This window comes from Amycolatopsis endophytica, assembly GCF_013410405.1.
Taxonomy (GTDB): domain Bacteria; phylum Actinomycetota; class Actinomycetes; order Mycobacteriales; family Pseudonocardiaceae; genus Amycolatopsis_E; species Amycolatopsis_E endophytica.
This window is the reverse complement of sequence record NZ_JACCFK010000001.1, coordinates 1,298,088-1,318,941: the sequence shown is the minus strand read 5'-3', so window position 1 is coordinate 1,318,941 and position 20,854 is coordinate 1,298,088. Positions and strand designations below refer to the sequence as shown.

The window sequence follows — 20,854 nt, the reverse complement described above, 5'->3', positions numbered from 1 at the left end:
CTTGTGAACTATTTCACAAGCGGCACGTTCGCAACGGCGCGGAAAGGACGGCATCAACCGTGCTGAAGTCCCCCGGTTCCCTCGCGCAGGCTGCCTCGTCCCCGGGGCTGGAGATGTACCTGCCCCTGGTCCTCCTGTTCGTCCTCGCCGCCGCGTTCGCGGTGTTCTCCGTGCTGCTCGGTCCGCTCGTCGGGCCGAAGCGGTACAACCGGGCGAAGCAGATGGCCTACGAGTGCGGGATCGAACCGTCCCCGCAGCCGCTGGTGGGTGGCGGCCGGATGCCGGTCGCCTACTACATCACCGCGATGCTGTTCATCCTGTTCGACATCGAGATGGTCTTCCTCTACCCGTTCGCCGTGTCGGCGGACGCGCTCGGCCTGTTCGGCCTGGTGGAGATCGTCTTGTTCATCGCGACCGTCGGCTTCGCCTACGCCTACGTCTGGCGGCGTGGCGGGCTGGACTGGAACTAGGGGAGGGACGTCATGGGACTCGAAGAGCAGCTCCCCAACGGAATTTTGCTGGCCAGCCTGGAAAAACTGGTCAACTGGGCCCGCAAGAACTCGCTGTGGCCCGCCACCTTCGGGCTCGCCTGCTGCGCGATCGAGATGATGACCGTCGGCGGTTCGCGCTACGACATCGCCCGCTTCGGCATGGAGCGGTTCTCCGCGACCCCGCGCCAGGCGGACCTGATGATCGTCGCGGGCCGGGTCACGCAGAAGATGGCCCCGGTCCTGCGTCAGATCTACGACCAGATGGCCGAGCCGAAGTGGGTGCTGGCCATGGGTGTCTGCGCCTCCTCGGGCGGCATGTTCAACAACTACGCCGTCGTGCAGGGCGTCGACCACATCGTGCCGGTCGACATGTACCTGCCCGGCTGCCCGCCGCGCCCGGAAATGCTCCTCGACGCGATCCTCAAGCTGCACGCCAAGATCCAGGACGAGCCGCTGGGGCCGCGCCGCGCCGCGCTCAAGGCCGGGCACCGGACCGAGCTGATCCCGTCGTCGATCAAGTACGCGAAGAAGTGATGCGGCATGGCTGAAGAAACCCCCGAAACCGGCGGCGAGCAGTCCAGCGCCCAGCGGCCGGACACCGGACTGGAGCCACGCGGACCGCGCCCGGCGCAGCCGATCGTCGCCGGCCGCGAGCGCCGCGGCATGTTCGGCGTCCGCGACAGCGGTGACACCTCCGGCTACGGCGGCCTGCGGCTGCCCGCCTACCTGCCACCGCCCGCGGAACGGCCCTACGGCGGCTGGTTCGACGAGTTCGCCGACCAGTTCTTCGCCGCGCTGTCGGAGAACGGCGTGCCCGCCGAGTCGGTGCACCAGGTGACGGTCGACCGCGGCGAGATCACGCTGTACGTCGACCGCGAGCACCTCGTCGCGATGTGCCGCATCCTCCGCGACGACGCCGGGCTGCGGTTCGAGCTGTGCAGCTCGGTGTCCGGTGTGGACTACGGGCCGGACGTACCGCAGCGGCTGCACTCGGTGTACCACCTGACGTCGATGACCTATCGGCGGCGCATCCGGCTGGAGGTCGCGGTCGAGGTCGAGGACCCGCACCTCCCGTCCGTCGTGGAGGTCTACCCGACCGCCGACTGGCAGGAGCGCGAGGCGTACGACCTGTTCGGCATCGTCTACGACGGCCACCCGGCACTGACCCGGATCCTGATGCCGGACGACTGGGACGGTCACCCGCAGCGCAAGGACTACCCGCTCGGCGGGATCCCGGTGGAGTACAAGGGCGCGGAGATCCCGCCCCCCGATCAGCGGAGGTCGTACTCGTGAGCACCGATCGAATCGCGGAGGTCAGCACCGGTACCGACACCACGGACGCCGGCCGCGACAGCACCGACAGCACCGGTTACGCCGAATCCCGCGACACCACCGAAGGCCGCATCTACCACGTCAGCGGCGGTGACTGGGACGACGTGCTGGAGGACGCCCAGCACGACGAGCGGATCGTCATCAACATGGGCCCGCAGCACCCGTCGACGCACGGCGTGCTCCGGCTCGTGCTGGAGCTGGAGGGCGAGACCGTCACCCAGCTCCGCACGGTCATCGGTTACCTGCACACCGGCATCGAGAAGAACTGCGAGTACCGGACCTGGACCCAGGGCGTCACGTTCGTGACGCGCATGGACTACCTGTCCCCGCTGTTCAACGAGCTGGGCTACTGCCTCGGTGTGGAGAAGCTGCTCGGCATCCAGGCCCCGCCGCGCGCCGAGCTGATCCGGGTGCTGCTGTCCGAGATCAACCGGATCGGCTCGCACCTGGTCTACATCGCCACCGGCGGCATGGAACTGGGCGCCACCACCGCGATGACGTTCGGGTTCCGCGAGCGCGAAGAGGTGCTGCACCTGCTGGAGTACCTGACCGGGCTGCGCATGAACCACGCGTTCATCCGTCCCGGCGGCGTCGCGCAGGACCTGCCGGCGGACTGGAAGGAGAAGGTGAGCGAGTTCGTCAAGACGATGGACGAGCGCCTTCCCCTGTACGACAAGCTGTTCACCGGCCAGCCGATCTGGCGCAACCGGCTCAAGGGCGTCGGGTACCTGCCGGTCGACGCGTGCCTCGCGCTCGGCGTCACCGGTCCGGTGCTGCGTTCGGCGGGGCTGCCGTGGGACCTGCGCAAGATCGAGCCGTACTCGCGCTACGACGAGTTCGACTTCGACGTGCCGACGTCGACCGACGCCGACTGCTGGGGCCGCTACCTGTGCCGCGTCGAGGAGATGCACCAGTCGCTGCGGATCATCCGGCAGTGCCTCAAGAAGATCGAGCCGGGCCCGGTGATGGTGGAGGACCGCAAGATCGCGTGGCCCGCGCAGCTGTCGATCTCCAGCGACGGCATGGGCAACTCGCTCGAACACGTCCGCAAGATCATGGGCCAGTCGATGGAGTCCCTGATCCACCACTTCAAGCTGGTCACCGAGGGCTTCAAGGTCCCGGCGGGCCAGGTGTACTCGACGGTCGAGTCGCCGCGTGGCGAGCTGGGCTTCCACCTGGTTTCCGACGGCGGCACCCGGCCGGTGCGCGTGCACGTGCGGGAACCGAGTTTCGTCAACCTGCAGTCCCTGCCGGCGATGTCAGAGGGCGGCCTGGTCGCGGACGTGATCGCGGCGGTCGCGTCGGTGGACCCGGTCATGGGTGGAGTGGATCGATGACCCATATGAAGGAACTGTTCGACGCGGACACCGTGGCCAAGGCGCAGGAGCTGATGGCCCGCTACCCGCAGTCCCGCTCGGCGCTGCTGCCGATGCTGCACCTGGTCCAGTCGGTGCAGGGGTTCGTCAGCCAGGAGGGCGTGACGTTCTGCGCGGAGCAGCTGGGCCTGTCCGAGGCCGAGGTCAGCGCGGTCGTCACGTTCTACACCATGTACAAGCGCAAGCCGTGCGGCGAGCACCTGGTGAGCGTGTGCACCAACACGCTGTGCGCGGCGCTGGGTGGCGACGCGATCTACCGCACGCTGCAGGAGCACCTCGGCGAGGACGGGCAACCGTTGGCGCACGAGGAAACCGCGGGCACGCCCGGTGAGCCGGGGTCGGTGACCCTGGAGCACGCCGAGTGCCTGGCGGCCTGCGACCTCGGGCCGGTGCTGCAGGTCAACTACGAGTACTACGACAACCAGACCACGGACAGCGCGGTCGCACTCGTCGACGCGTTGCGGCGCGGCGAGAAGCCGCAGCCCTCGCGCGGCGCGCCGCTGGGCGACTTCAAGAGCGCCGAGCTGCAGCTGGCCGGGTTTTTCCCGGAGGACGAGGACCTGTACCGGTCGCAGGTGGACGGACCGTCCCAGGCGCCGGAAACCCTGATGGGCGCGCGAATCGCCGAGGAGCGGGGCTGGACCGCCCCGGTCATGGAGGACGTGCCGCTGCCGGAGGTGGAGAAGAAATGAGTGATCCGCTGACGCCGGTGCTCACCAAGCGCTGGCTCTCGCCCAACTCCTGGCGGCTGTCCACCTACGAGCAGCTGGAGGGCTACACCGCGGTGCGCAAGGCGCTGAGCGGCACGCCGGAGCAGCTCGTCCAGCTGGTCAAGGACGCCGGACTGCGCGGCCGCGGCGGCGCGGGTTTCCCGGCGGGCGTGAAGTGGTCGTTCATGCCGCCGAACGAGGACAAACCGCACTACCTGGTCATCAACGCCGACGAGGGCGAGCCGGGGACCTGCAAGGACATCCCGCTGATGATGGCCGACCCGCATTCGCTGGTCGAGGGCTGCATCATCGCCGCGTACGCGATGCGCTCGCACCACTGCTTCATCTACGTGCGCGGCGAGGCTCTGCACCCGTACCGACGGCTGTCCGCGGCGGTGCGCGAGGCGTACCGGGCCGGGTACCTGGGCAAGGACATCCTCGGCTCCGGGTTCGACCTGGACATCACCGTGCACGCCGGTGCCGGTGCGTACATCTGCGGTGAGGAAACCGCGCTGCTCGACTCGCTCGAAGGCCGCCGCGGTCAGCCGCGGCTCAAGCCGCCGTTCCCCGCGGCCGCCGGTCTCTACGCGGCGCCGACCACGGTGAACAACGTCGAGACCATCGCGAGCGTGCCGTTCATCGTCAACGCCGGGTCGTCGTGGTTCCGCAAGATGGGCCGCGAGAAGTCGCCGGGGCCGAAGATCTACTCGATCAGCGGGCACGTCGAGAAGCCCGGCCAGTACGAGGCGCCGCTGGGCACCACGCTGCGGGAGCTGCTGGAACTGTGCGGCGGCATGAAGGACGGCATCCCGCTCAAGTTCTGGACGCCGGGCGGATCGTCGACACCGATGTTCACCGCCGAGCACCTGGACATCCCGCTCGACTTCGAGGGCGCGGCCGAGGCCGGGTCGATGCTGGGAACGACAGCGGTGCAGGTGTTCAACGAGACCGTCTCGGTGCCGTGGGCCGTGATGAAGTGGACCCAGTTCTACGAGCACGAGTCCTGCGGGAAGTGCACGCCGTGCCGCGAGGGCACGTACTGGCTGGCGCAGATCCTGGAGCGGATGGTCGACGGGCGGGGCACCGCCGAGGACATCGACACCCTGCTCGACGTCTGCGACAACATCCTCGGCCGGTCGTTCTGCGCGCTCGGTGACGGCGCGGTCAGCCCGATCACCAGCGGCATCAAGTACTTCCGCGACGAATTCCTCGCCCTGTGCGAGAGCAACAAGCGTGAACTGGTGGGAGCTCAGGCATGACGATCGCACCGGAAGAACCCCGGACCGAGACGCCGGTCCCGGAAGGACACGTCAAGCTGACCATCGACGGCGAAGAGGTCATCGCGCCCAAGGGTGAGCTGTTGATCCGCACCGCCGAACGGCTCGGCACGGTGATCCCGCGGTTCTGCGACCACCCGCTGCTCGACCCGGCCGGGGCCTGCCGCCAGTGCCTCGTCGAGGTCGAGATGGGCGGGCGGCCGATGCCGAAACCGCAGGCCAGCTGCACGATGACGGTCGCAGACGGGATGGTCGTCAAAACGCAGCTGACCTCGCCGGTCGCGGACAAGGCCCAGCAGGGCGTGATGGAGCTGCTGCTCATCAACCACCCTCTGGACTGCCCGGTGTGCGACAAGGGCGGCGAGTGCCCGCTGCAGAACCAGGCGATGGCGCACGGCCGCGCCGACTCGCGGTTCCGCGACACCAAGCGCACGTTCCCGAAGCCGCTGCCGATCTCGTCGCAGGTGCTGCTCGACCGCGAACGGTGCGTGCTGTGCCAGCGCTGCACGCGGTTCTCCGCGCAGATCGCCGGTGACCCGTTCATCGACCTGCTGGAGCGCGGCGCGCACCAGCAGATCGGGACGGCGGAGACGGCGGACGTGTTCGACCTCGCCTCGCGGACGTCGTCGGGCGCGCCGTTCCAGTCGTACTTCTCCGGCAACACCATCCAGATCTGCCCGGTCGGGGCCCTGACCAGCGCGCAGTACCGATTCCGGTCGCGGCCGTTCGACCTGGTGTCCGCGCCGAGCGTGTGCGAGCACTGCTCGTCCGGCTGCGCCGAGCGCACCGACTACCGGCGCGGCAAGGTGATGCGCAAGCTCGCCGCCAACGACCCGGACGTCAACGAGGAGTGGATCTGCGACAAGGGCCGCTTCGCGTTCCGCTACGCCACGGCGGAGGACCGGATCCGGCGGCCACTGGTGCGTGACGCCTCCGGCGAGCTGCGGGAAGCACCGTGGACCGAGGCGTTGCGGATCGCCGCCGACGGGCTGGCCAAGGCCCGCGACAACCGCGGCGCGGCGGTGCTCGCGGGCGGGCGGCTGACACTGGAGGACGCCTACGCGTACGCGAAGTTCGCGCGCGTTGCATTGCATACCAACGACATCGACTTCCGCGCGCGGGCGCATTCGGCGGAGGAGCTGGACTTCCTCGCCGCGCAGGTGACGGGCACGACGCCGGACAACGGCGTCACGTTCGGCGCGATCGAGAACGCGCCCGCGGTGCTGTGCGTGGCGTTCGAGCCCGAGGAGGAGGCGCCGATCGTCTTCCTCCGCCTCCGCAAGGCCGCGCGCCGGAAGACCCGCGTGGTCCACTTGGGACAGTGGACGACGCCGTCGGTGCGCAAGACCTCCGGTGAGCTGCTGGCCTGCCTTCCCGGCAGCGAGGCAGCCGCGCTCGACGGGATCCCGGAGCACGCGGCGGACGTCGAGTCGGCGCTGGGAGCCGACGGCGCGGTCGTGCTGGTCGGCGAGCGAGCGGCGGAGGTTCCGGGCCTGTTCGCCGCGATCCGGCGACTGAGCGAACGGACCGGTGCGCGGGTCGCGTGGATCCCGCGGCGCGCGGGCGAGCGCGGCGCGCTGGAGGCCGGTGCGGCGCCGACGCTGCTCCCCGGCGGGCGGCTGGTCACCGACGCGACGGCGCGCGCCGAGGTCGAGGACGCCTGGGGCGTGAGCGTGCCCGCCGAACCGGGCCGCGACACGAACGACATCGTCGGCGCGCTCGCCGGCGGTTACCTGTCCGGCCTGGTCGTCGGCGGGGTGGATCTGGACGACCTGCCCGATCCGGCGCTGGCCAGGGAGGCGTTGTCCCGTGCGGAGTTCGTGGTGAGCCTGGAGATGCGGGCGAGCACGGTCACCGAGCACGCCGACGTCGTCCTGCCGATCGCGCCGGTGGTCGAGAAGTCCGGCAGCTTCGTCAACTGGGAGGGCCGCCGCCGCGAGTTCGACGCGACGCTCGAAGGCACCGGCGCCCTGCCGGACTGCCGGGTGCTCGACACGCTCGCCGTCGAGATGGACGCCGACCTGTTCACGCAGACCCCGGCGGCCGCGTTCGGCGACCTGTCCCGCCTCGGTGAGACGAAGTCCGTGCCGGTCCCGTTCAGCGCGTCGACCGCGCTGCGGATCCCGGTCACCGAACCCGGCCCGGGGCAGGCGCGGCTGGCGAGCTGGCGGCAGCTGCTGGACGGGGGATCGTCGCAGGTGGACGAGCCGCACCTGGCCGGGACGGCGCGGCCGGTGGTCGCGCGGGTGTCGGCGAAAACGGCGGCCGGGCTCGGTGACGAGATCACGGTCTCCACCAGCCGGGGCGCGGTGACGCTGCCGGTCGAGGTCGCCGACCTGCCCGACGACGTCGTGTGGCTGCCGGGCAACTCGGACGGCTCGCGGTTGCGCCGGGATCTCGGCGCCGGGCACGGAGCGCTCGTCAACATCGAGGGAGTGCGGCGATGACACCGTTGCTGGCACAGGCACCGGAGCAGATGACGCGTGCGGAACTGCTGGCGGACGACCCGTGGTGGCTCGTCCTCATCAAGGCCGTCGTGGTCCTGCTGATCGGGCCGCTGCTGACGATCTTCCTGATCGTGTGGGAGCGCAAGGCGATCGGCCGGATGCAGAACCGGCCCGGCCCGAACCGCGTCGGCCCCGGCGGCTACTTCCAGTCGCTCGCGGACGCGATCAAGCTGCCGTTCAAGGAGCAGGTCATCCCGGACGGCGCCGACCGGAAGGTGTACTTCCTGGCGCCGGTGCTGTCCGCGGTGCCCGCGCTGATCGCGCTGGCGGCCATCCCGTTCGGGCCCCGGGTGTCGATCTTCGGGGAACAGACCGTGCTGCAGCTGGTCGACCTGCCGGTCGGGGTGCTGGTGATCCTGGCCTGCTCGTCGGTCGGGGTGTACGGGATCGTGCTGGCCGGGTGGTCGTCGGGTTCGCCGTACCCGCTGCTGGGCGGCCTGCGCTCGGCGGCGCAGGTGATCTCCTACGAGATCGCGATGGGCCTGTCGATCGTCGGCGTGGTGCTGTACTCGCAGTCGATGGCGACCGGCGACATCGTCGACGCGCAGTCGTCCGGCTGGTACTTCTACCTGCTGCTGCCGAGCTTCCTGATCTACCTGGTGTCGATGGTGGGTGAGACGAACCGGGCGCCGTTCGACCTGCCGGAGGCCGAATCGGAGCTGGTCGGCGGGTTCCACACCGAGTACTCGTCGATGAAGTTCGCGATGTTCTTCCTCGCCGAGTACGTGAACATGGTGATCGTCTCGGCGTTCGCGACGACCCTGTTCCTTGGCGGGTGGATGTTCCCGTTCGTCGGGCTCGACTCGCCGCTGAACCAGGGCTGGCTGCCGATCATCTGGTTCCTGGTCAAGCTGTTCGCGCTGCTGTTCGGGTTCATCTGGCTGCGCGGGACGCTGCCGCGGTACCGCTACGACCAGTTCATGAAGCTGGGCTGGAAGGTGCTGGTGCCCGCCAACCTGGCGTGGATCGTGATCATCTCGGCGATCCGCGCGATCCGGAACAACGGTGGTCTCTCGACCGCGCAGATCCTGATCGGGGTGGCGGTCGTCGTGGTGGTCGCGGTCGCGATCGCGTTGCTGGTGCCGGAGAAGAAGCAGCCGGACGAGGATTCGGTGCCGGTCACCGGTGGCGGTTTCCCGTTGCCGCCGCTGGACCTGCGGGTGCCCGAGGTGCCCGAGCGGGGCGCCGGGAAGCGCCGGCGTCGCGCGGCGGTCCGTACTTCGGAGCCTGCCCAGGTGGGCGCCGGGAAGGAGGGTTCCGATGGGACTGTTTGACCCCATCAAGGGTTTCGGCGTCACCTTCGGCACGATGTTCAAGAAGGTGGCCACCGAGGAGTACCCGGAGATCGGGGCGCCCGCCGCGCCGCGCTACCACGGGAGGCACCAGCTCAACCGGCACCCGGACGGCCTGGAGAAGTGCGTCGGCTGCGAGTTGTGCGCGTGGGCCTGCCCGGCGGACGCGATCTTCGTCGAGGGCGGTGACAACACCGAGGACGCCCGGTACTCACCCGGCGAGCGGTACGGCGCGGACTACCAGATCAACTACCTGAGGTGCATCGGCTGCGGTCTGTGCGTGGAAGCCTGCCCCACCCGTTCCCTGACGATGATCAACTTCTACGAACTGGCCGACGACGACCGCCAGAACCTGATCTGGACCAAGGAGGATCTGCTCGCGCCCTTGCTGCCGGGTATGGAGCAGCCCCCGCACCCCATGCGCCTGGGCGACGACGAACAGGACTACTACGTGCACGGTCCGGAACTCGCCCGCGGCCGGGGCGTCCCGACGGGCGAGACGGTGGAAACGTCCCGCGAGGAGGCGATCCAATGACGCGCACGTCCGCGCTGCCGCGCGTGACCGAAGTTCCCCGAGGTGGCATTGGTGGCGTTCAACGCTACGAACGCCACAGTGGGGAAGCCGGGGCGCGCCGCTTCCAGGGTGCGGGGACCACCGCTGAGGAGGTGCGGTGATGGTGCTGGCACAGGCCGCGGAGGCGGTCTCCACCGGCGAGGCGATCGCGTTCTGGATCCTCGGTCCGATCGCCCTGCTGGGCGCGCTCGGACTGATCTTCGCGCGCAACGCGGTGCATTCGGCGCTCTTCCTGGCCCTCACGATGTTCTCGCTGGGCATCCTCTACATGGTCCAGCAGGCGCCGTTCCTCGGGTTCACCCAGATCATCGTCTACACCGGCGCGATCATGATGCTGTTCCTGTTCGTGTTGATGCTCGTCGGGCGGGAGAGCTCCGATTCGGTCGTCGAGGTGCTGCGCGGGCAGCGGTTGTGGGGCGGGATCCTCGGTATCGGCATCGCCGGGCTGATGGCCACCGCGCTCACCCGTGCGTTGTCCAACGTCACGCCCGCGCCCGCGCCGGACGGCACCGCGGGCGGGCTCGGCCGCATGATCTTCACCGACTTCCTGTTCCCGTTCGAGCTGACCTCGGCGCTGCTGATCACCGCCGCCCTCGGCGCGATGGTCCTGGCGTTCAACGAGAAACGCGGGCGCCGGACGCAGAAGGAACTCGTGGAGGCCCGGTTCCGCGGCGAGTACGACCGCATCTCGCCCCGGCCGGGGCCCGGCGTGTTCGCCACCTCCCATTCGGTGATGACGCCGGCGATCCTGCCCGACGGTTCGGTCGCGCCGGAGTCGCTGTCCACGATCATCGAGTCCACCCCGACGGCCCGCCTGGAGGCCGAACGCAAGCAGGTCGAGGGCACCGATCCGCAGCCCGACGCCCACGCACTGGTCGGGAAGGGTGACGACGAATGACCCCCACCTACTACCTGCTGCTGTCGGCCCTGCTGTTCGCCATCGGCGCGGTCGGCGTGCTGGTCCGGCGCAATGCCATCGTCGTGTTCATGTGCATCGAGCTGATGCTCAACGCCGTGAACCTGTCCCTGGTCACGTTCTCCCGCATCAACGGGCAGCTCGACGGCCAGGTGATGGCGTTCTTCGTGATGGTCGTCGCCGCCGCCGAGGTCGTGGTGGGCCTGGCGATCATCATGGCCATCTTCCGCACCCGCCGCTCGGCCTCGGTCGACGACACCAACCTGCTCAAGTACTGACGGAGCCCACTCCCAACGGAGGCGCTCCGCGCCGCAGAAAGGATCCGCGTGATCGCATCATCGTGGCTGCTGGTCGCGTTCCCGGCCCTCGGCGCGCTCGTCCTGCTGGCCGGGGGACGGCGCACCGACGGCTGGGGTCACCTCCTCGGGTGCGCGACGGTCATCGCGTCGTTCGTCTACGGCCTGGTGCTGTTCTTCGGCAGCGACGGCCAGGTGACCGACTCCAGGATGTTCACCTGGATCGGCGTCGGTGACCTCCAGATCGACTTCGGACTGCGGATCGACGCGCTGTCGCTCGTCTTCGTCCTGCTGATCACCGGTGTGGGCGCGTTGATCCACATCTACTCGATCGGCTACATGGCCGAAGACCGCGACCGGCGACGGTTCTTCGGGTACCTGAACCTCTTCGTGGCCTCCATGCTGGTTCTGGTGCTGGGCAACAACTTCGTGACGCTCTACCTCGGCTGGGAGGGCGTCGGCCTGGCGTCGTACCTGTTGATCGGCTGGTACTCGGACCGCCCGTCCGCGGCGACCGCGGCGAAGAAGGCGTTCCTGATGAACCGCGTCGGTGACGTCGGGCTCGCGCTCGCGATCTTCCTGATGTTCAAGTACCTCGGGACGGTCACCTACGCGGGCGTGTTCGACCGCATCGGCGACGCGCCGCCCGCCGTGATCACCGCGATCGCGATCCTGCTTCTGCTCGGCGCGTGCGGTAAGTCCGGCCAGTTCCCGCTCCAGGCGTGGCTGCCGGACGCGATGGAGGGCCCGACCCCGGTGTCGGCCCTGATCCACGCGGCCACCATGGTCACCGCGGGGGTGTACCTGGTCGCCCGCGCCAACCCGATCTACAACGAGACCGAGACCGGACGCCTGATCGTCACGCTCGTCGGCGCGGTCACGTTGCTGATCGGGTGCATCGTCGGCTGCGCCTACGACGACATCAAGAAGGTGCTCGCCTACTCGACGGTGAGCCAGATCGGTTACATGATGCTCGCCGTCGGACTCGGGCCGTTCGGCTACGCGCTCGGCATCATGCACCTCCTCACGCACGGCTTCTTCAAGGCCGGGCTGTTCCTCGGTGCGGGGTCGGTCATGCACGGCATGAACGACGAGGTCGACATGCGCAAGTTCGGTGGCCTGTACCGGCACATGCCGATCACGTTCGTCACCTTCGGGCTCGGCTACCTGGCCCTCATCGGGTTCCCCTTCCTGTCGGGCTACTTCTCCAAGGACGCGATCATCGAGGCCGCCTTCGGGCAGGAAGGCTGGCGCGGCTGGGTGTTCGGCCTCGCCGCGATGCTCGGCGCGGCACTGACCGCCTTCTACATGACCCGGCTGATGCTGCTCACCTTCTTCGGCAAGGAACGCTGGAAGGACCTGCGCACCGCCGAGGGCAAGGAGTTCCACCCGCACGAGTCGCCACCGGTGATGACCGCGCCGATGATCGTCCTGGCCATCGGCTCGCTCGGCGCCGGCGCGTTCTTCGCGCTCGGCGACCGGCTTTCCGAATGGCTCGCGCCCGCGCTGGGTGAACTCGGCGAGGCCGAGCACACCGTGATCCCGCACTCGCTCATCCCGTGGATCACGGTCGCCCTGTCCGCGCTCGGCGTGCTGGTCGCCTGGCTCGTCGTGGGGCGCCGGGACACCCCGGTCGAACGCCCGGAGAACGTGTCCGTCGTCGTCAAGGCGGCCCGCAAGGACCTCTACGGCAACGCGGTGAACGAGGCGCTGGTCGCGAAGCCGGGCATGTGGCTCACCCGCTTCTCGGTCTACCTCGACAGCCGTGGTGTGGACGGCGCGGTCAACGGCCTGGCCGCCGCGCTCGGTGGCGGGTCAGGGCGGCTGCGCAGACTGCAGACCGGTTTCGTCCGCTCCTACGCGTTGTCGATGCTGGCCGGCTCGTTCGTCCTCGTCGCCGCACTGCTGATGGTGAGGTTCTCATGACCTGGGTTCTGGCCCTGATCCTCTGGCCGCTCGTCGGTGCGTGCGTGGTCACCGGGCTGCGCCGCAACGACCGGCTCGCCGTCCTCGCCGCCGTGGTGTTCTCCCTCGTCGAGCTGGCGATGATCATCCCGACGTGGGCTGCCTACGAGCCGGCGGGCGCCCGCCTGCAGCAGACCACCTCGATGGACTGGATCCCGAGCTTCGGGGTGCACATCTCCTTCGGCATCGACGGCATCGCGCTGGTGATGATCGCCGTGATCGCGTTCCTGGTGCCGATCGTCATCGGCGCGCTGGGCACGGCGGACAAGTTGCCGCAGGACCGCAGCGCGGGTGGTTTCCTCGCGCTGATCCTGGTGCAGGAGGCTCTCACCATCGCGGTGTTCGCCGCCACCGACGTGTTCCTGTTCTACGTGCTGTTCGAGATCATGCTGATTCCGATGTACTTCCTCATCGGCGGCTACGGCGGCGCGAACCGGCAGTACGCGGCGGTGAAGTTCTTCCTGTACTCCTTCCTCGGCGGTCTGATCATGCTGGCCTCGGCGATCGGGGCCTATTCGCTCGCCGCCGACGAGCTGGGTGACGGGACCTTCGACTGGGCCACCCTGGTCACGGTGGTGCGGGACGCGCCCACGGGCACCCAGATCTGGTTGTTCCTCGGGTTCTTCCTCGCCTTCGCGATCAAGGCGCCGCTCGTGCCGTTCCACACCTGGTTGCCCGACGCGGCAGGTGAGGCGCCCATCGGGGTGGCCGTGCTGCTGGTCGGTGTGCTCGACAAGGTCGGCACGTTCGGGTTCCTGCGGTACTGCCTGCCGATGTTCCCGGAAGCCAGCAAAGCCCTGGCGCCGCTGGTGCTGGTGCTCGCCGTGATCGGCGTGCTCTACGGCTCGATCCTCGCCGCCGGGCAGCAGGACATGAAACGCTTCGTCGCGTACGTGTCGATCGCCCACTTCGGGTTCATCGCGCTGGGCATCTTCGCCTTCACCCAGCAGGCGACCGTCGGCGCGGTGACCTACATGCTCAACCACAGCCTCGCGACCGGCATGCTGATCGTGGTGCTGGGCCTGGTGATCGCCCGCGGCGGGTCCACCCGGATCTCCGACTACGGCGGCATGTTCAAGCTGACGCCACTACTGGGCGGCATGCTGCTCATCGCGGGTCTGTCCACGTTGTCCCTCCCGGGTACCAACTCGTTCGTCAGTGAGTTCCTGGTGCTGCTGGGCGCGTTCGAGACCCAGCCGGTGTACGCGATCCTCGCGACCGTCGGCATGGTGCTCGCCGCCGCCTACGTCCTGTGGCTGTACCAGCGGCTGATGACCGGCCCGGTGCGGGGGACCGCGCTGATCGGCGCGGGCGGCGGACCGGGCGCGGCCATCGCACCCGAACTGGGCGCCCGCAGGACGATCAGGGACCTCGGTGGCCGGGAGCTGGCGATCCTGGTGCCGATGGTCGTGCTGATCATCGGGCTCGGTTTCTTCCCCCAACCCGTGCTGGACACGGTGACCCCGTCGGTCGACGCGACGCTTTCCGCACTCAACGGAGGCCAGTGAAATGCTCGGGATTCTGGCCCAGCAAGGGCAAATCGCGACACCGCAGATCTCCTACGACGCGATCCTGCCGGTGTTGATCGTGCTTGGCGCGGCGTGCGTCAGCGTGTTGTTCGAGGCGTTCCTGCCCCGGCACATGCGGTGGCCGTCGCAGGTGCTGCTCAGTCTGGTGGGCCTCGCCGCCGCCGGTGTCGCGCTCGCCGTGTACGTCAGCGGTTCGCCGGTCAAGGGCCTGACCACCCTCAGCGGTGCCGTGTCGGTCGACAAGCCTGCCCTGTTTTTGTGGGGTACGCTGCTGGCGCTCGCGCTGCCCGCGATCCTGCTGATCGCGGACCGCTCGGTCGAGCCGGGCGGGGCGTTCGTCGCGCAGGCCGCGATCCGGCCGGGCACCGTGCAGGACCGGGCCCAGGCCGGGTCGACCGGGATGCAGACCGAGGTGTTCCCGCTGGCGTTGTTCGCGCTGGGCGGGATGATGACGTTCTGCGCGGCCAACGATCTGCTCACCATGTTCATCGCGCTCGAAGTGCTGAGCCTGCCGCTGTACCTGATGTGCGGTCTGGCCCGGCGTCGGCGTCTGCTGTCGCAAGAGGCGGCGGTCAAGTACTTCCTCCTCGGGGCTTTCTCGTCGGCGTTCTTCCTGTACGGGCTCGCGCTGCTCTACGGCTACGCCGGTTCGGTCAAGCTGGCCGACATCGCCAACGCCGCGGCCGGTTCGGACCGTTCGGACATGTTGTTGTTCGCGGGCATGGGCCTCCTCGTGGTCGGGTTGCTGTTCAAGGGTTCGGTCGGCCCGTTCCATACCTGGACGCCGGACGTCTACCAGGGCGCGCCGACGCCGGTCACCGGTTTCATGGCGGCCTGCACGAAGGTCGCCGCGTTCGGCGGCATCCTGCGCGTGCTGACCGTCGGGTTCGAATCGACCAGCTGGGAGTGGCGCGGCGTGCTGTGGGCCGTCGCGATCATCTCCATGGCGATCGGCGCCGTGCTCGGCCTGACCCAGACCGATGTGAAGCGCATGATCGCCTACTCGTCCATCGCGCACGCCGGTTTCCTGCTCGTCGGGACGCTCGCGATGACCGATGAGGGCCTGTCCGGAACCCTGTTCTACCTGCTGGCCTACGGCTTCACCACGCTCGCCGCGTTCGGGGTGGTCTCGCTGGTGCGCGACTCCAAGGGCGAGGCCACGCACCTGTCCGCGTGGGCCGGGCTGGCCAAACGGTCGCCCGTGCTGGCCGGGGTGTTCACGTTCCTCCTCCTCGCTCTCGCCGGGATCCCGCTGACCAGCGGGTTCGTCGGCAAGTTCGTCGTGTTCTCGGCGGCATTGCGGGACGGCATGGCACCCCTGGTGGTGATCGCGCTGGTGTTCAGCGCCGTCGCCGCGTTCTTCTACCTGCGGGTGGTCGTGCTGATGTACTTCTCCAAACCCGCCCCCGACGGCCCCGCGGTGACGGTGCCGGGGGCGTTCACCACAGCGGCGATCACGCTGGGCGTGATCATCACGCTGCTGCTCGGCATCGCCCCGGCCTTCGCACTGGACTGGGCGGGAGCGGGCGCCTTCGCCTTCTGAGGCCAGGTCACCGGGAGTGCCCTTCGCCCTGATGGGTGGAGGGCATTTTCTTATGGCGGGCGTTTCGATCGAAGTTTATGCGGGAGCGTGACTGGTGCGTCCTGTCGCTTGCCTCTTCGAAGAACGATCACCAAGCTAGCGGGATGGAGTTACGTAAGATCGCCGGTGGTTGTCCCGACGATGACTGCCCCACCGTCTATCTGTCCGACCGGGGAACAGTCGTCTTCCAGGGCAATGCCGTCACCTGCGGCATCAAGTTGGGCGCGGGGGAGCAGGCTGTCGAACTGCCGCTTGCCGTAGTGCGCGAAGCACTGCCCAAGCTGTCGGAGGCCGTCGAGTGCCGTTGAGCAACGAAGTATCAAGCGCGCTGTTTCGCGAGTTCGAGCGTTCGGCCTTCAGATTGGAGACCCTGCAGACCTACACCATCCCGCGAGACCAGGCGTCATACGGGCTGTTCCTGGCTGGCGAGCCGAAGCCCGAGGACTACAACCTCACCTGGCAAGCCTCCGTCCGGCAGCACGTTGTCGCCGGAAGAACCATGCAGCGAGCAAAGGTGGTGCGGCGGCCCTTCAGCGACTACACCCGGTACTTGTTCGCGTGGGCCATTCCGGGCAACATCGCAGCAGGTGAGGACTACCGGATCCTCGATCTCACGGATCGGGAGCTGGGCCTGCCGAGCCAGGACTTCTGGCTGTTCGACGACGAGACGGTGCTGCTCCTCAACTTCAACCCGGACGGCACCCTGCGCGACCGCGAACTCGCCGACCCGGCGGATCTCGACCTGTACCGGCGGTGGCGTGACTTGGCGCTGGCTGAAGCGGTGCCGTTCGGTGAGTATCGCGGCTGACGGAAACCGGCCCGCGAGCCCGGAGCTCGGCGCCGTACTGCAGCGGTTTCGCCGCGCGGCCGGTTTGTCGCAAGAACGGTTGGCGGCCCGTTGCGCCATGTCGCAGTCCAAGGTCAGCCGCATCGAGCGCGGCAAGGAACTGCCCAGCGTCGGGGACGTGGAACGCATGGTCAAGGCGCTCGAAGTGCCGGACGAACTGGCCGTCAGGCTGGTGACGGTCGCCCGGCGAGCGAACGTCGCCCATGTGTCCGGCCGGGCCCTTGCGGAACTGGGCTTGTGGCGTGCCCAGACCGAAATCAAACACATCATCGAGCTGTGCGGTGTCCAGCGATCGTTCCTGCCGGTGATGATCGGCGGCTTGTTCCAGACACCGGAGTATGCCCGTGCTGCCCTCACGCCGACGCTGCCGACTTCGCCGGTCCGCGACGTGGAAAAAGCAGTAGCGGCGCGGCTCGATCAGCAAACGGTGCTCGAGTACCCGACGCGACAGTTTCACGTTCTGCTGACCGAACAAGCCGTCCGGTGGAAACGGATTGGTCGACCGGGAATGGTGCGACAGTGTGAGCACCTGGTGGCGCTGGCGGAGCGGCCGAACATCCATGTGGGCGTCGTTCCGCTCACCGCTGGCGTTCCTGCGGCACCCCTGAACTCGTTCCACGTCTATGACGAACGGCTGGTCATGGTCGAGCTGTTCTCCGGTCGTGTGGACTACCGCGAGCACAAAGATGTGCAGTACCACCTCGACCTCTTCGAGTTCTTCCGTGGCTACGCGCTCACGGGTGACCGGGCGCGGGCCTTTCTGTTGTCTGCTCGGGACGAATTCATGTAAGTGCGTGACCGGTTGTGGCTTCATCGATCTTTTCCGTCCTAGCGTGGCTTTCAGTGAGAGTGCGATGTGAGGGGCAGAGGGAATGGGGCCGAAGCAGCGATGGACAACCGTGAACCGGGAGGCGCACCGGGTTTACTGGCAGGGTGGCAGATGGACGCTCCGGGCGACGCCAGGGCACAAGTACCCGTGGCGGCTCACCAATGGTGAAGGTGTGCACCAGGACATCGGAGTGGCGGATCTGGTCGCAGCCAGAGCGATGGCCGAGTTCTGGCTGGACGTCACCATGAACCACAGCTCGCTACTGTCGAGCCCGACCCGTGAAACCGCATGACGGCAACCGCTTCGGCGATGTACGACCTGGGTGACGAGCCAGGGTACGTCTACGAGCACATGGCTCATCACCTGGCCGAGCGGATCGAACGAGGTGATCTTCGGTCGGGCGCGCCACTGCCCGCTGAACGACGGTTGGCCGCCGAGTACGGGGTTTCGTTGGGCACGGCGCGCCACGCGACGCAGATACTGCGTGACTGGGGATTGGTGTTCACGGTGCGGTCCAAAGGGACGTACGTGAGTCCTCGCCGAACGGCACCCTCGTGAACTTCTCCGAGTCAGGTGCGTGCCGTCCGGAAGGATCAACCCGAGTCCGGTGCGGCCCGGCCTGATCGGAGTCTTCGCACGACCTCGCTGTAGGAGCACGTGTGGTGGTGCACTTCGCCGCAGTGGCAAGGGTTTCGGGATGCCACGCGCATCAGTTTCCGGAGGTGCCGGTGGGCGAGTCCGTGTGCTCGTGCTTCATCCAGGGCCACGCGGACGGCCTGGTTGCGGGTGCGGCGGCCGGGATGGGTTTGTTCGGTCATGGTTCGAGCATGCCCCGAAAAGGGGCGGAGTGGGAAACAGAACTGGATTCTGTGGATGGCTGGAGGCGATGTGGACAACTCCCGTGGAAAACGATTTGAGGTGCGGGTTTTGTCGGTGGGATGTGCTAAGGGAGCGGCGGCTGGGCGGACGGCTGGTGGGCCATGGGGAGATGGGAAAGCAGGGCTACGGGGCGGGCAGCAGGGGCAGGAGGTAAGGCGGCAGTCGAACGTCGACAGTGCTGGCGCGGGTTGCGCGGAGGCTGGCGGCGGGGCAGTGCGGAGGCTGGCGGCGGGGCGGAGGCAACCTGCTTGACAGCGGGGCACTGTCGGGTGCGCGGAAGGGTGCGTCGCCGGGCGGGCCGGGCCGGGTAGGTGATCCGCCGACCGGGCGTCGCGTGTCGTTCGGCGGGAGTCGGGGAGCGGCGGGCGTCGGTCAGCCGACCGGGCTTGCGTGGCGGCCGGCGGGGGCCAGCGAGCGGCTGTTGCTGATCAGCTGTGTCGCGATCTCGTCGATGCAGGCGGTGAAGTCCCGGCCCGCCGCGGCGTCTGACCGGCTCACGTTGTCGAGTACCCACAGGCGCCACGCGCCGACCAGCCGGGCGAACGTGTCGCTGCCCTGGCCGGTGAACGTGAAGTGCCCGTCGGTCTCGGTGAGGTGTCCCGCGGCGACCAGTTGACGGGCCGTCGGCTCGAAGATGCCTGCCGGGACACGGGTTTCGTCGGCGATTTCCTGCAGCGTGGCATCGCCGTCATCGACGCTGTTGCGGTAGATCCGCGCGATCATCCACGCCTGCGCGTAGCTCAGCGGAACACCCGAACGGGCCAGGATCTCCGGTCCCGGATCGGTCCGCTGCTTCGACCACACCGTCGCCACGGCCTTCTCCAGCTCCTGCCGCGAATCGCCGGAACCCGGCACCGCGAAACCCTCCCCGACACCGCTGTTGCCCGACGCCAGCGCCTTCGACGTGTCCCGCAGCGGGACCTCCTTGAGGAACAGGGCGACCAGCAGCGCGAGCAGTCCCACCGGTGATGCGATGAGGAACATCGTCTGTATCGCGTCCACATAGGACTCGGTGCTCGGCTGGGGCGGCAGGTTGCTGGCGTAGATGGTGCCGAACACCGCCACCCCGAACGAACTCCCCAGCGTCCGCAGGAAACTCACGCCGGACGTGGCCACCCCGAGGTCCTCGTAGTCGGACGTGTTCTGCACGACGATCGTGGGCACCTGCATCGTGCATCCGAGGCCGAGACCCAGTACGACCATGTACGCCGAAGTGACCCAGAAACCCGTCGAAGCGTCCAGGTGCGACAGCAGGAACAGCCCCAGCGCCAGCACGAGCGAACCCGCGATGGGAAACAGCCGGTAGCGCCCGGTGCGGCTGATCACCGTGCCGCTGACCACGGCGGTCAGGAGCATCCCGACCACGAGCGGCAGCATCCGCAACCCCGATTCGGTCGCGCTCGCGCCCTGCACCCGCTGCAGGTAGGTGGGCAGGTACGTGATGCCGCCGAGCATCGCGAACCCGACCACGAAACTCAGGATGCCCGCCACCGAGAACACCCGGCCGCGGAACAGCCGCATCGGCAGCATCGGTTCCGCGGCCCGCAGCTCCACCAGCACGAACGACACCAGCAGCACGACCGAGCCGACCGCCATCCCGATGATCACCGGCGACGCCCACGCGTACTCGGTGCCGCCCCAGCTGGTCACCAGCGTCAGGCCGGTCGAGGCCAGTGCGATGAGCACGATGCCCAGGTAGTCGATGCGCGGCTTGACCGACGCCTTCACCGTCGGCAGCGCGACCGCCGCCACGGCGATCACCAGCACCCCGAGCGGCACATTGACGTAGAACGCCCACCGCCAGCTCAGGTGGTCCACGAACAAGCCGCCGAGCAGCGGGCCCGCGACCGTCGAGACGCCGAACACCGCCCCGATCGCGCCCTGGTACTTGCCGCGTTCACGCAGTGGGACGACGTCGGCGATCACCGCCGCCGACGTCACCATCAGCCCGCCGGCGCCGAGGCCCTGCAGGGCGCGGAACGCGACGAGCATGCCCATCGAGTCCGCCCACCCGCACAGGAACGAACCGGCCAGGAACAGCACGACACTGGCCAGGAACGCGCGTTTGCGCCCGTAGAGGTCGCCGAACTTGCCGATCAGCACCGTCATGATCGTCTCGGCGAGCAGGTAGGACGTGACCACCCACGACAGGTGGTTGGCGCCGCCGAGGTCGGCCACGATCGTCGGCAGGGCGGTCGACACGATCGTCTGGTCGAGCGCGGCCAGCAGCATCCCGAGCATGATCGTCGCGACGATGGTGTTCTGGGCCCTCCTGCTGGTCACTTCGCGAACGTTAGTGCTGGTCAGGAGCACCTGTGGGGCACCTCACCCGATGGTGTGGCCGGAGCTGTCACACGCATCACCGGGACGGTTCGCAATGGGTGGGCAAGTGGCCCGGGTGCAGCCATTACGCTGGTGAGGACCGGTCGGTGGAGTGCGGAGAGGGCGGACA

Annotated in this window: 19 protein-coding genes; 18 read left to right on the top strand and 1 reads right to left on the bottom strand. The window is 68.4% G+C overall.

The window, feature by feature from the left end:
- Positions 1 to 113: 113 nt before the first annotated feature.
- From HNR02_RS06485 to HNR02_RS06400, 18 genes are all read left to right on the top strand, one after another.
- Positions 114 to 470 carry an NADH-quinone oxidoreductase subunit A gene (locus HNR02_RS06485; protein WP_179775740.1) on the top strand — a complete coding sequence of 119 codons (357 nt, stop codon included), beginning with the start codon at positions 114 to 116 and terminating at the stop codon, positions 468 to 470.
- Positions 471 to 482: 12 nt separating this feature from the next.
- Positions 483 to 1,025, top strand: coding sequence for a NuoB/complex I 20 kDa subunit family protein (locus tag HNR02_RS06480; protein WP_179772277.1), 543 nt, complete (start codon positions 483 to 485; stop codon positions 1,023 to 1,025).
- Positions 1,026 to 1,031: 6 nt separating this feature from the next.
- Positions 1,032 to 1,784, top strand: a complete 753-nt coding sequence (locus tag HNR02_RS06475; protein ID WP_179772276.1) for an NADH-quinone oxidoreductase subunit C — start codon at positions 1,032 to 1,034, stop codon at positions 1,782 to 1,784.
- Entirely contained in the window at positions 1,781 to 3,160 is a 1,380-nt protein-coding gene (locus HNR02_RS06470; protein WP_179772275.1) for an NADH-quinone oxidoreductase subunit D, read from the top strand. Before HNR02_RS06475 ends, HNR02_RS06470 begins: the two co-directional genes overlap by 4 nt.
- Positions 3,157 to 3,891 carry an NADH-quinone oxidoreductase subunit NuoE gene (gene nuoE / locus HNR02_RS06465; RefSeq protein ID WP_179772274.1) on the top strand — a complete coding sequence of 245 codons (735 nt, stop codon included), beginning with the start codon at positions 3,157 to 3,159 and terminating at the stop codon, positions 3,889 to 3,891. Before HNR02_RS06470 ends, nuoE begins: the two co-directional genes overlap by 4 nt.
- Positions 3,888 to 5,168 (top strand): NADH-quinone oxidoreductase subunit NuoF, encoded by a 1,281-nt coding sequence (gene nuoF, locus HNR02_RS06460; RefSeq protein WP_179772273.1) that lies wholly within the window; start codon positions 3,888 to 3,890, stop codon positions 5,166 to 5,168. The genes nuoE and nuoF overlap by 4 nt, the downstream gene beginning before the upstream one ends.
- Entirely contained in the window at positions 5,165 to 7,633 is a 2,469-nt protein-coding gene (locus HNR02_RS06455; RefSeq protein WP_179772272.1) for an NADH-quinone oxidoreductase subunit G, read from the top strand. Before nuoF ends, HNR02_RS06455 begins: the two co-directional genes overlap by 4 nt.
- Complete coding sequence (gene nuoH / locus HNR02_RS06450) at positions 7,630 to 8,967, top strand: NADH-quinone oxidoreductase subunit NuoH (RefSeq protein ID WP_179772271.1); 1,338 nt, start codon at positions 7,630 to 7,632, stop codon at positions 8,965 to 8,967. Before HNR02_RS06455 ends, nuoH begins: the two co-directional genes overlap by 4 nt.
- On the top strand, positions 8,954 to 9,520 hold the full coding sequence (gene nuoI, locus HNR02_RS06445) for an NADH-quinone oxidoreductase subunit NuoI (protein ID WP_179772270.1): 567 nt from the start codon (positions 8,954 to 8,956) through the stop codon (positions 9,518 to 9,520). Before nuoH ends, nuoI begins: the two co-directional genes overlap by 14 nt.
- A 139-nt stretch (positions 9,521 to 9,659) precedes the next feature.
- Positions 9,660 to 10,457 carry an NADH-quinone oxidoreductase subunit J gene (locus tag HNR02_RS06440; protein WP_179772269.1) on the top strand — a complete coding sequence of 266 codons (798 nt, stop codon included), beginning with the start codon at positions 9,660 to 9,662 and terminating at the stop codon, positions 10,455 to 10,457.
- On the top strand, positions 10,454 to 10,753 hold the full coding sequence (gene nuoK, locus HNR02_RS06435; protein ID WP_179772268.1) for an NADH-quinone oxidoreductase subunit NuoK: 300 nt from the start codon (positions 10,454 to 10,456) through the stop codon (positions 10,751 to 10,753). Before HNR02_RS06440 ends, nuoK begins: the two co-directional genes overlap by 4 nt.
- 48 nt (positions 10,754 to 10,801) lie before the next feature.
- Positions 10,802 to 12,697 carry an NADH-quinone oxidoreductase subunit L gene (nuoL, locus tag HNR02_RS06430; protein ID WP_179772267.1) on the top strand — a complete coding sequence of 632 codons (1,896 nt, stop codon included), beginning with the start codon at positions 10,802 to 10,804 and terminating at the stop codon, positions 12,695 to 12,697.
- Positions 12,694 to 14,244 carry an NADH-quinone oxidoreductase subunit M gene (locus HNR02_RS06425; protein ID WP_179772266.1) on the top strand — a complete coding sequence of 517 codons (1,551 nt, stop codon included), beginning with the start codon at positions 12,694 to 12,696 and terminating at the stop codon, positions 14,242 to 14,244. The genes nuoL and HNR02_RS06425 overlap by 4 nt, the downstream gene beginning before the upstream one ends.
- 1 nt (position 14,245) lies before the next feature.
- Entirely contained in the window at positions 14,246 to 15,808 is a 1,563-nt protein-coding gene (nuoN, locus tag HNR02_RS06420; RefSeq protein ID WP_179772265.1) for an NADH-quinone oxidoreductase subunit NuoN, read from the top strand.
- Between the two features lie 143 nt (positions 15,809 to 15,951).
- Positions 15,952 to 16,155 carry a hypothetical protein gene (locus HNR02_RS06415; RefSeq protein ID WP_179772264.1) on the top strand — a complete coding sequence of 68 codons (204 nt, stop codon included), beginning with the start codon at positions 15,952 to 15,954 and terminating at the stop codon, positions 16,153 to 16,155.
- Complete coding sequence (locus HNR02_RS06410; RefSeq protein WP_179772263.1) at positions 16,152 to 16,655, top strand: DUF6879 family protein; 504 nt, start codon at positions 16,152 to 16,154, stop codon at positions 16,653 to 16,655. Before HNR02_RS06415 ends, HNR02_RS06410 begins: the two co-directional genes overlap by 4 nt.
- Positions 16,639 to 17,484 carry a helix-turn-helix domain-containing protein gene (locus HNR02_RS06405; RefSeq protein ID WP_312860921.1) on the top strand — a complete coding sequence of 282 codons (846 nt, stop codon included), beginning with the start codon at positions 16,639 to 16,641 and terminating at the stop codon, positions 17,482 to 17,484. The genes HNR02_RS06410 and HNR02_RS06405 overlap by 17 nt, the downstream gene beginning before the upstream one ends.
- A gap of 327 nt (positions 17,485 to 17,811) precedes the next feature.
- Positions 17,812 to 18,081, top strand: coding sequence for a winged helix-turn-helix domain-containing protein (locus HNR02_RS06400; protein ID WP_376772825.1), 270 nt, complete (start codon positions 17,812 to 17,814; stop codon positions 18,079 to 18,081).
- A gap of 693 nt (positions 18,082 to 18,774) precedes the next feature.
- Here HNR02_RS06400 and HNR02_RS06395 read toward each other — a convergent pair.
- The gene (locus tag HNR02_RS06395) at positions 18,775 to 20,685 is read right to left on the bottom strand and encodes an MDR family MFS transporter (protein ID WP_179772262.1); all 1,911 of its coding nucleotides are present in this window, start codon (positions 20,683 to 20,685) and stop codon (positions 18,775 to 18,777) included.
- Between the last annotated feature and the right edge of the window lie 169 nt (positions 20,686 to 20,854).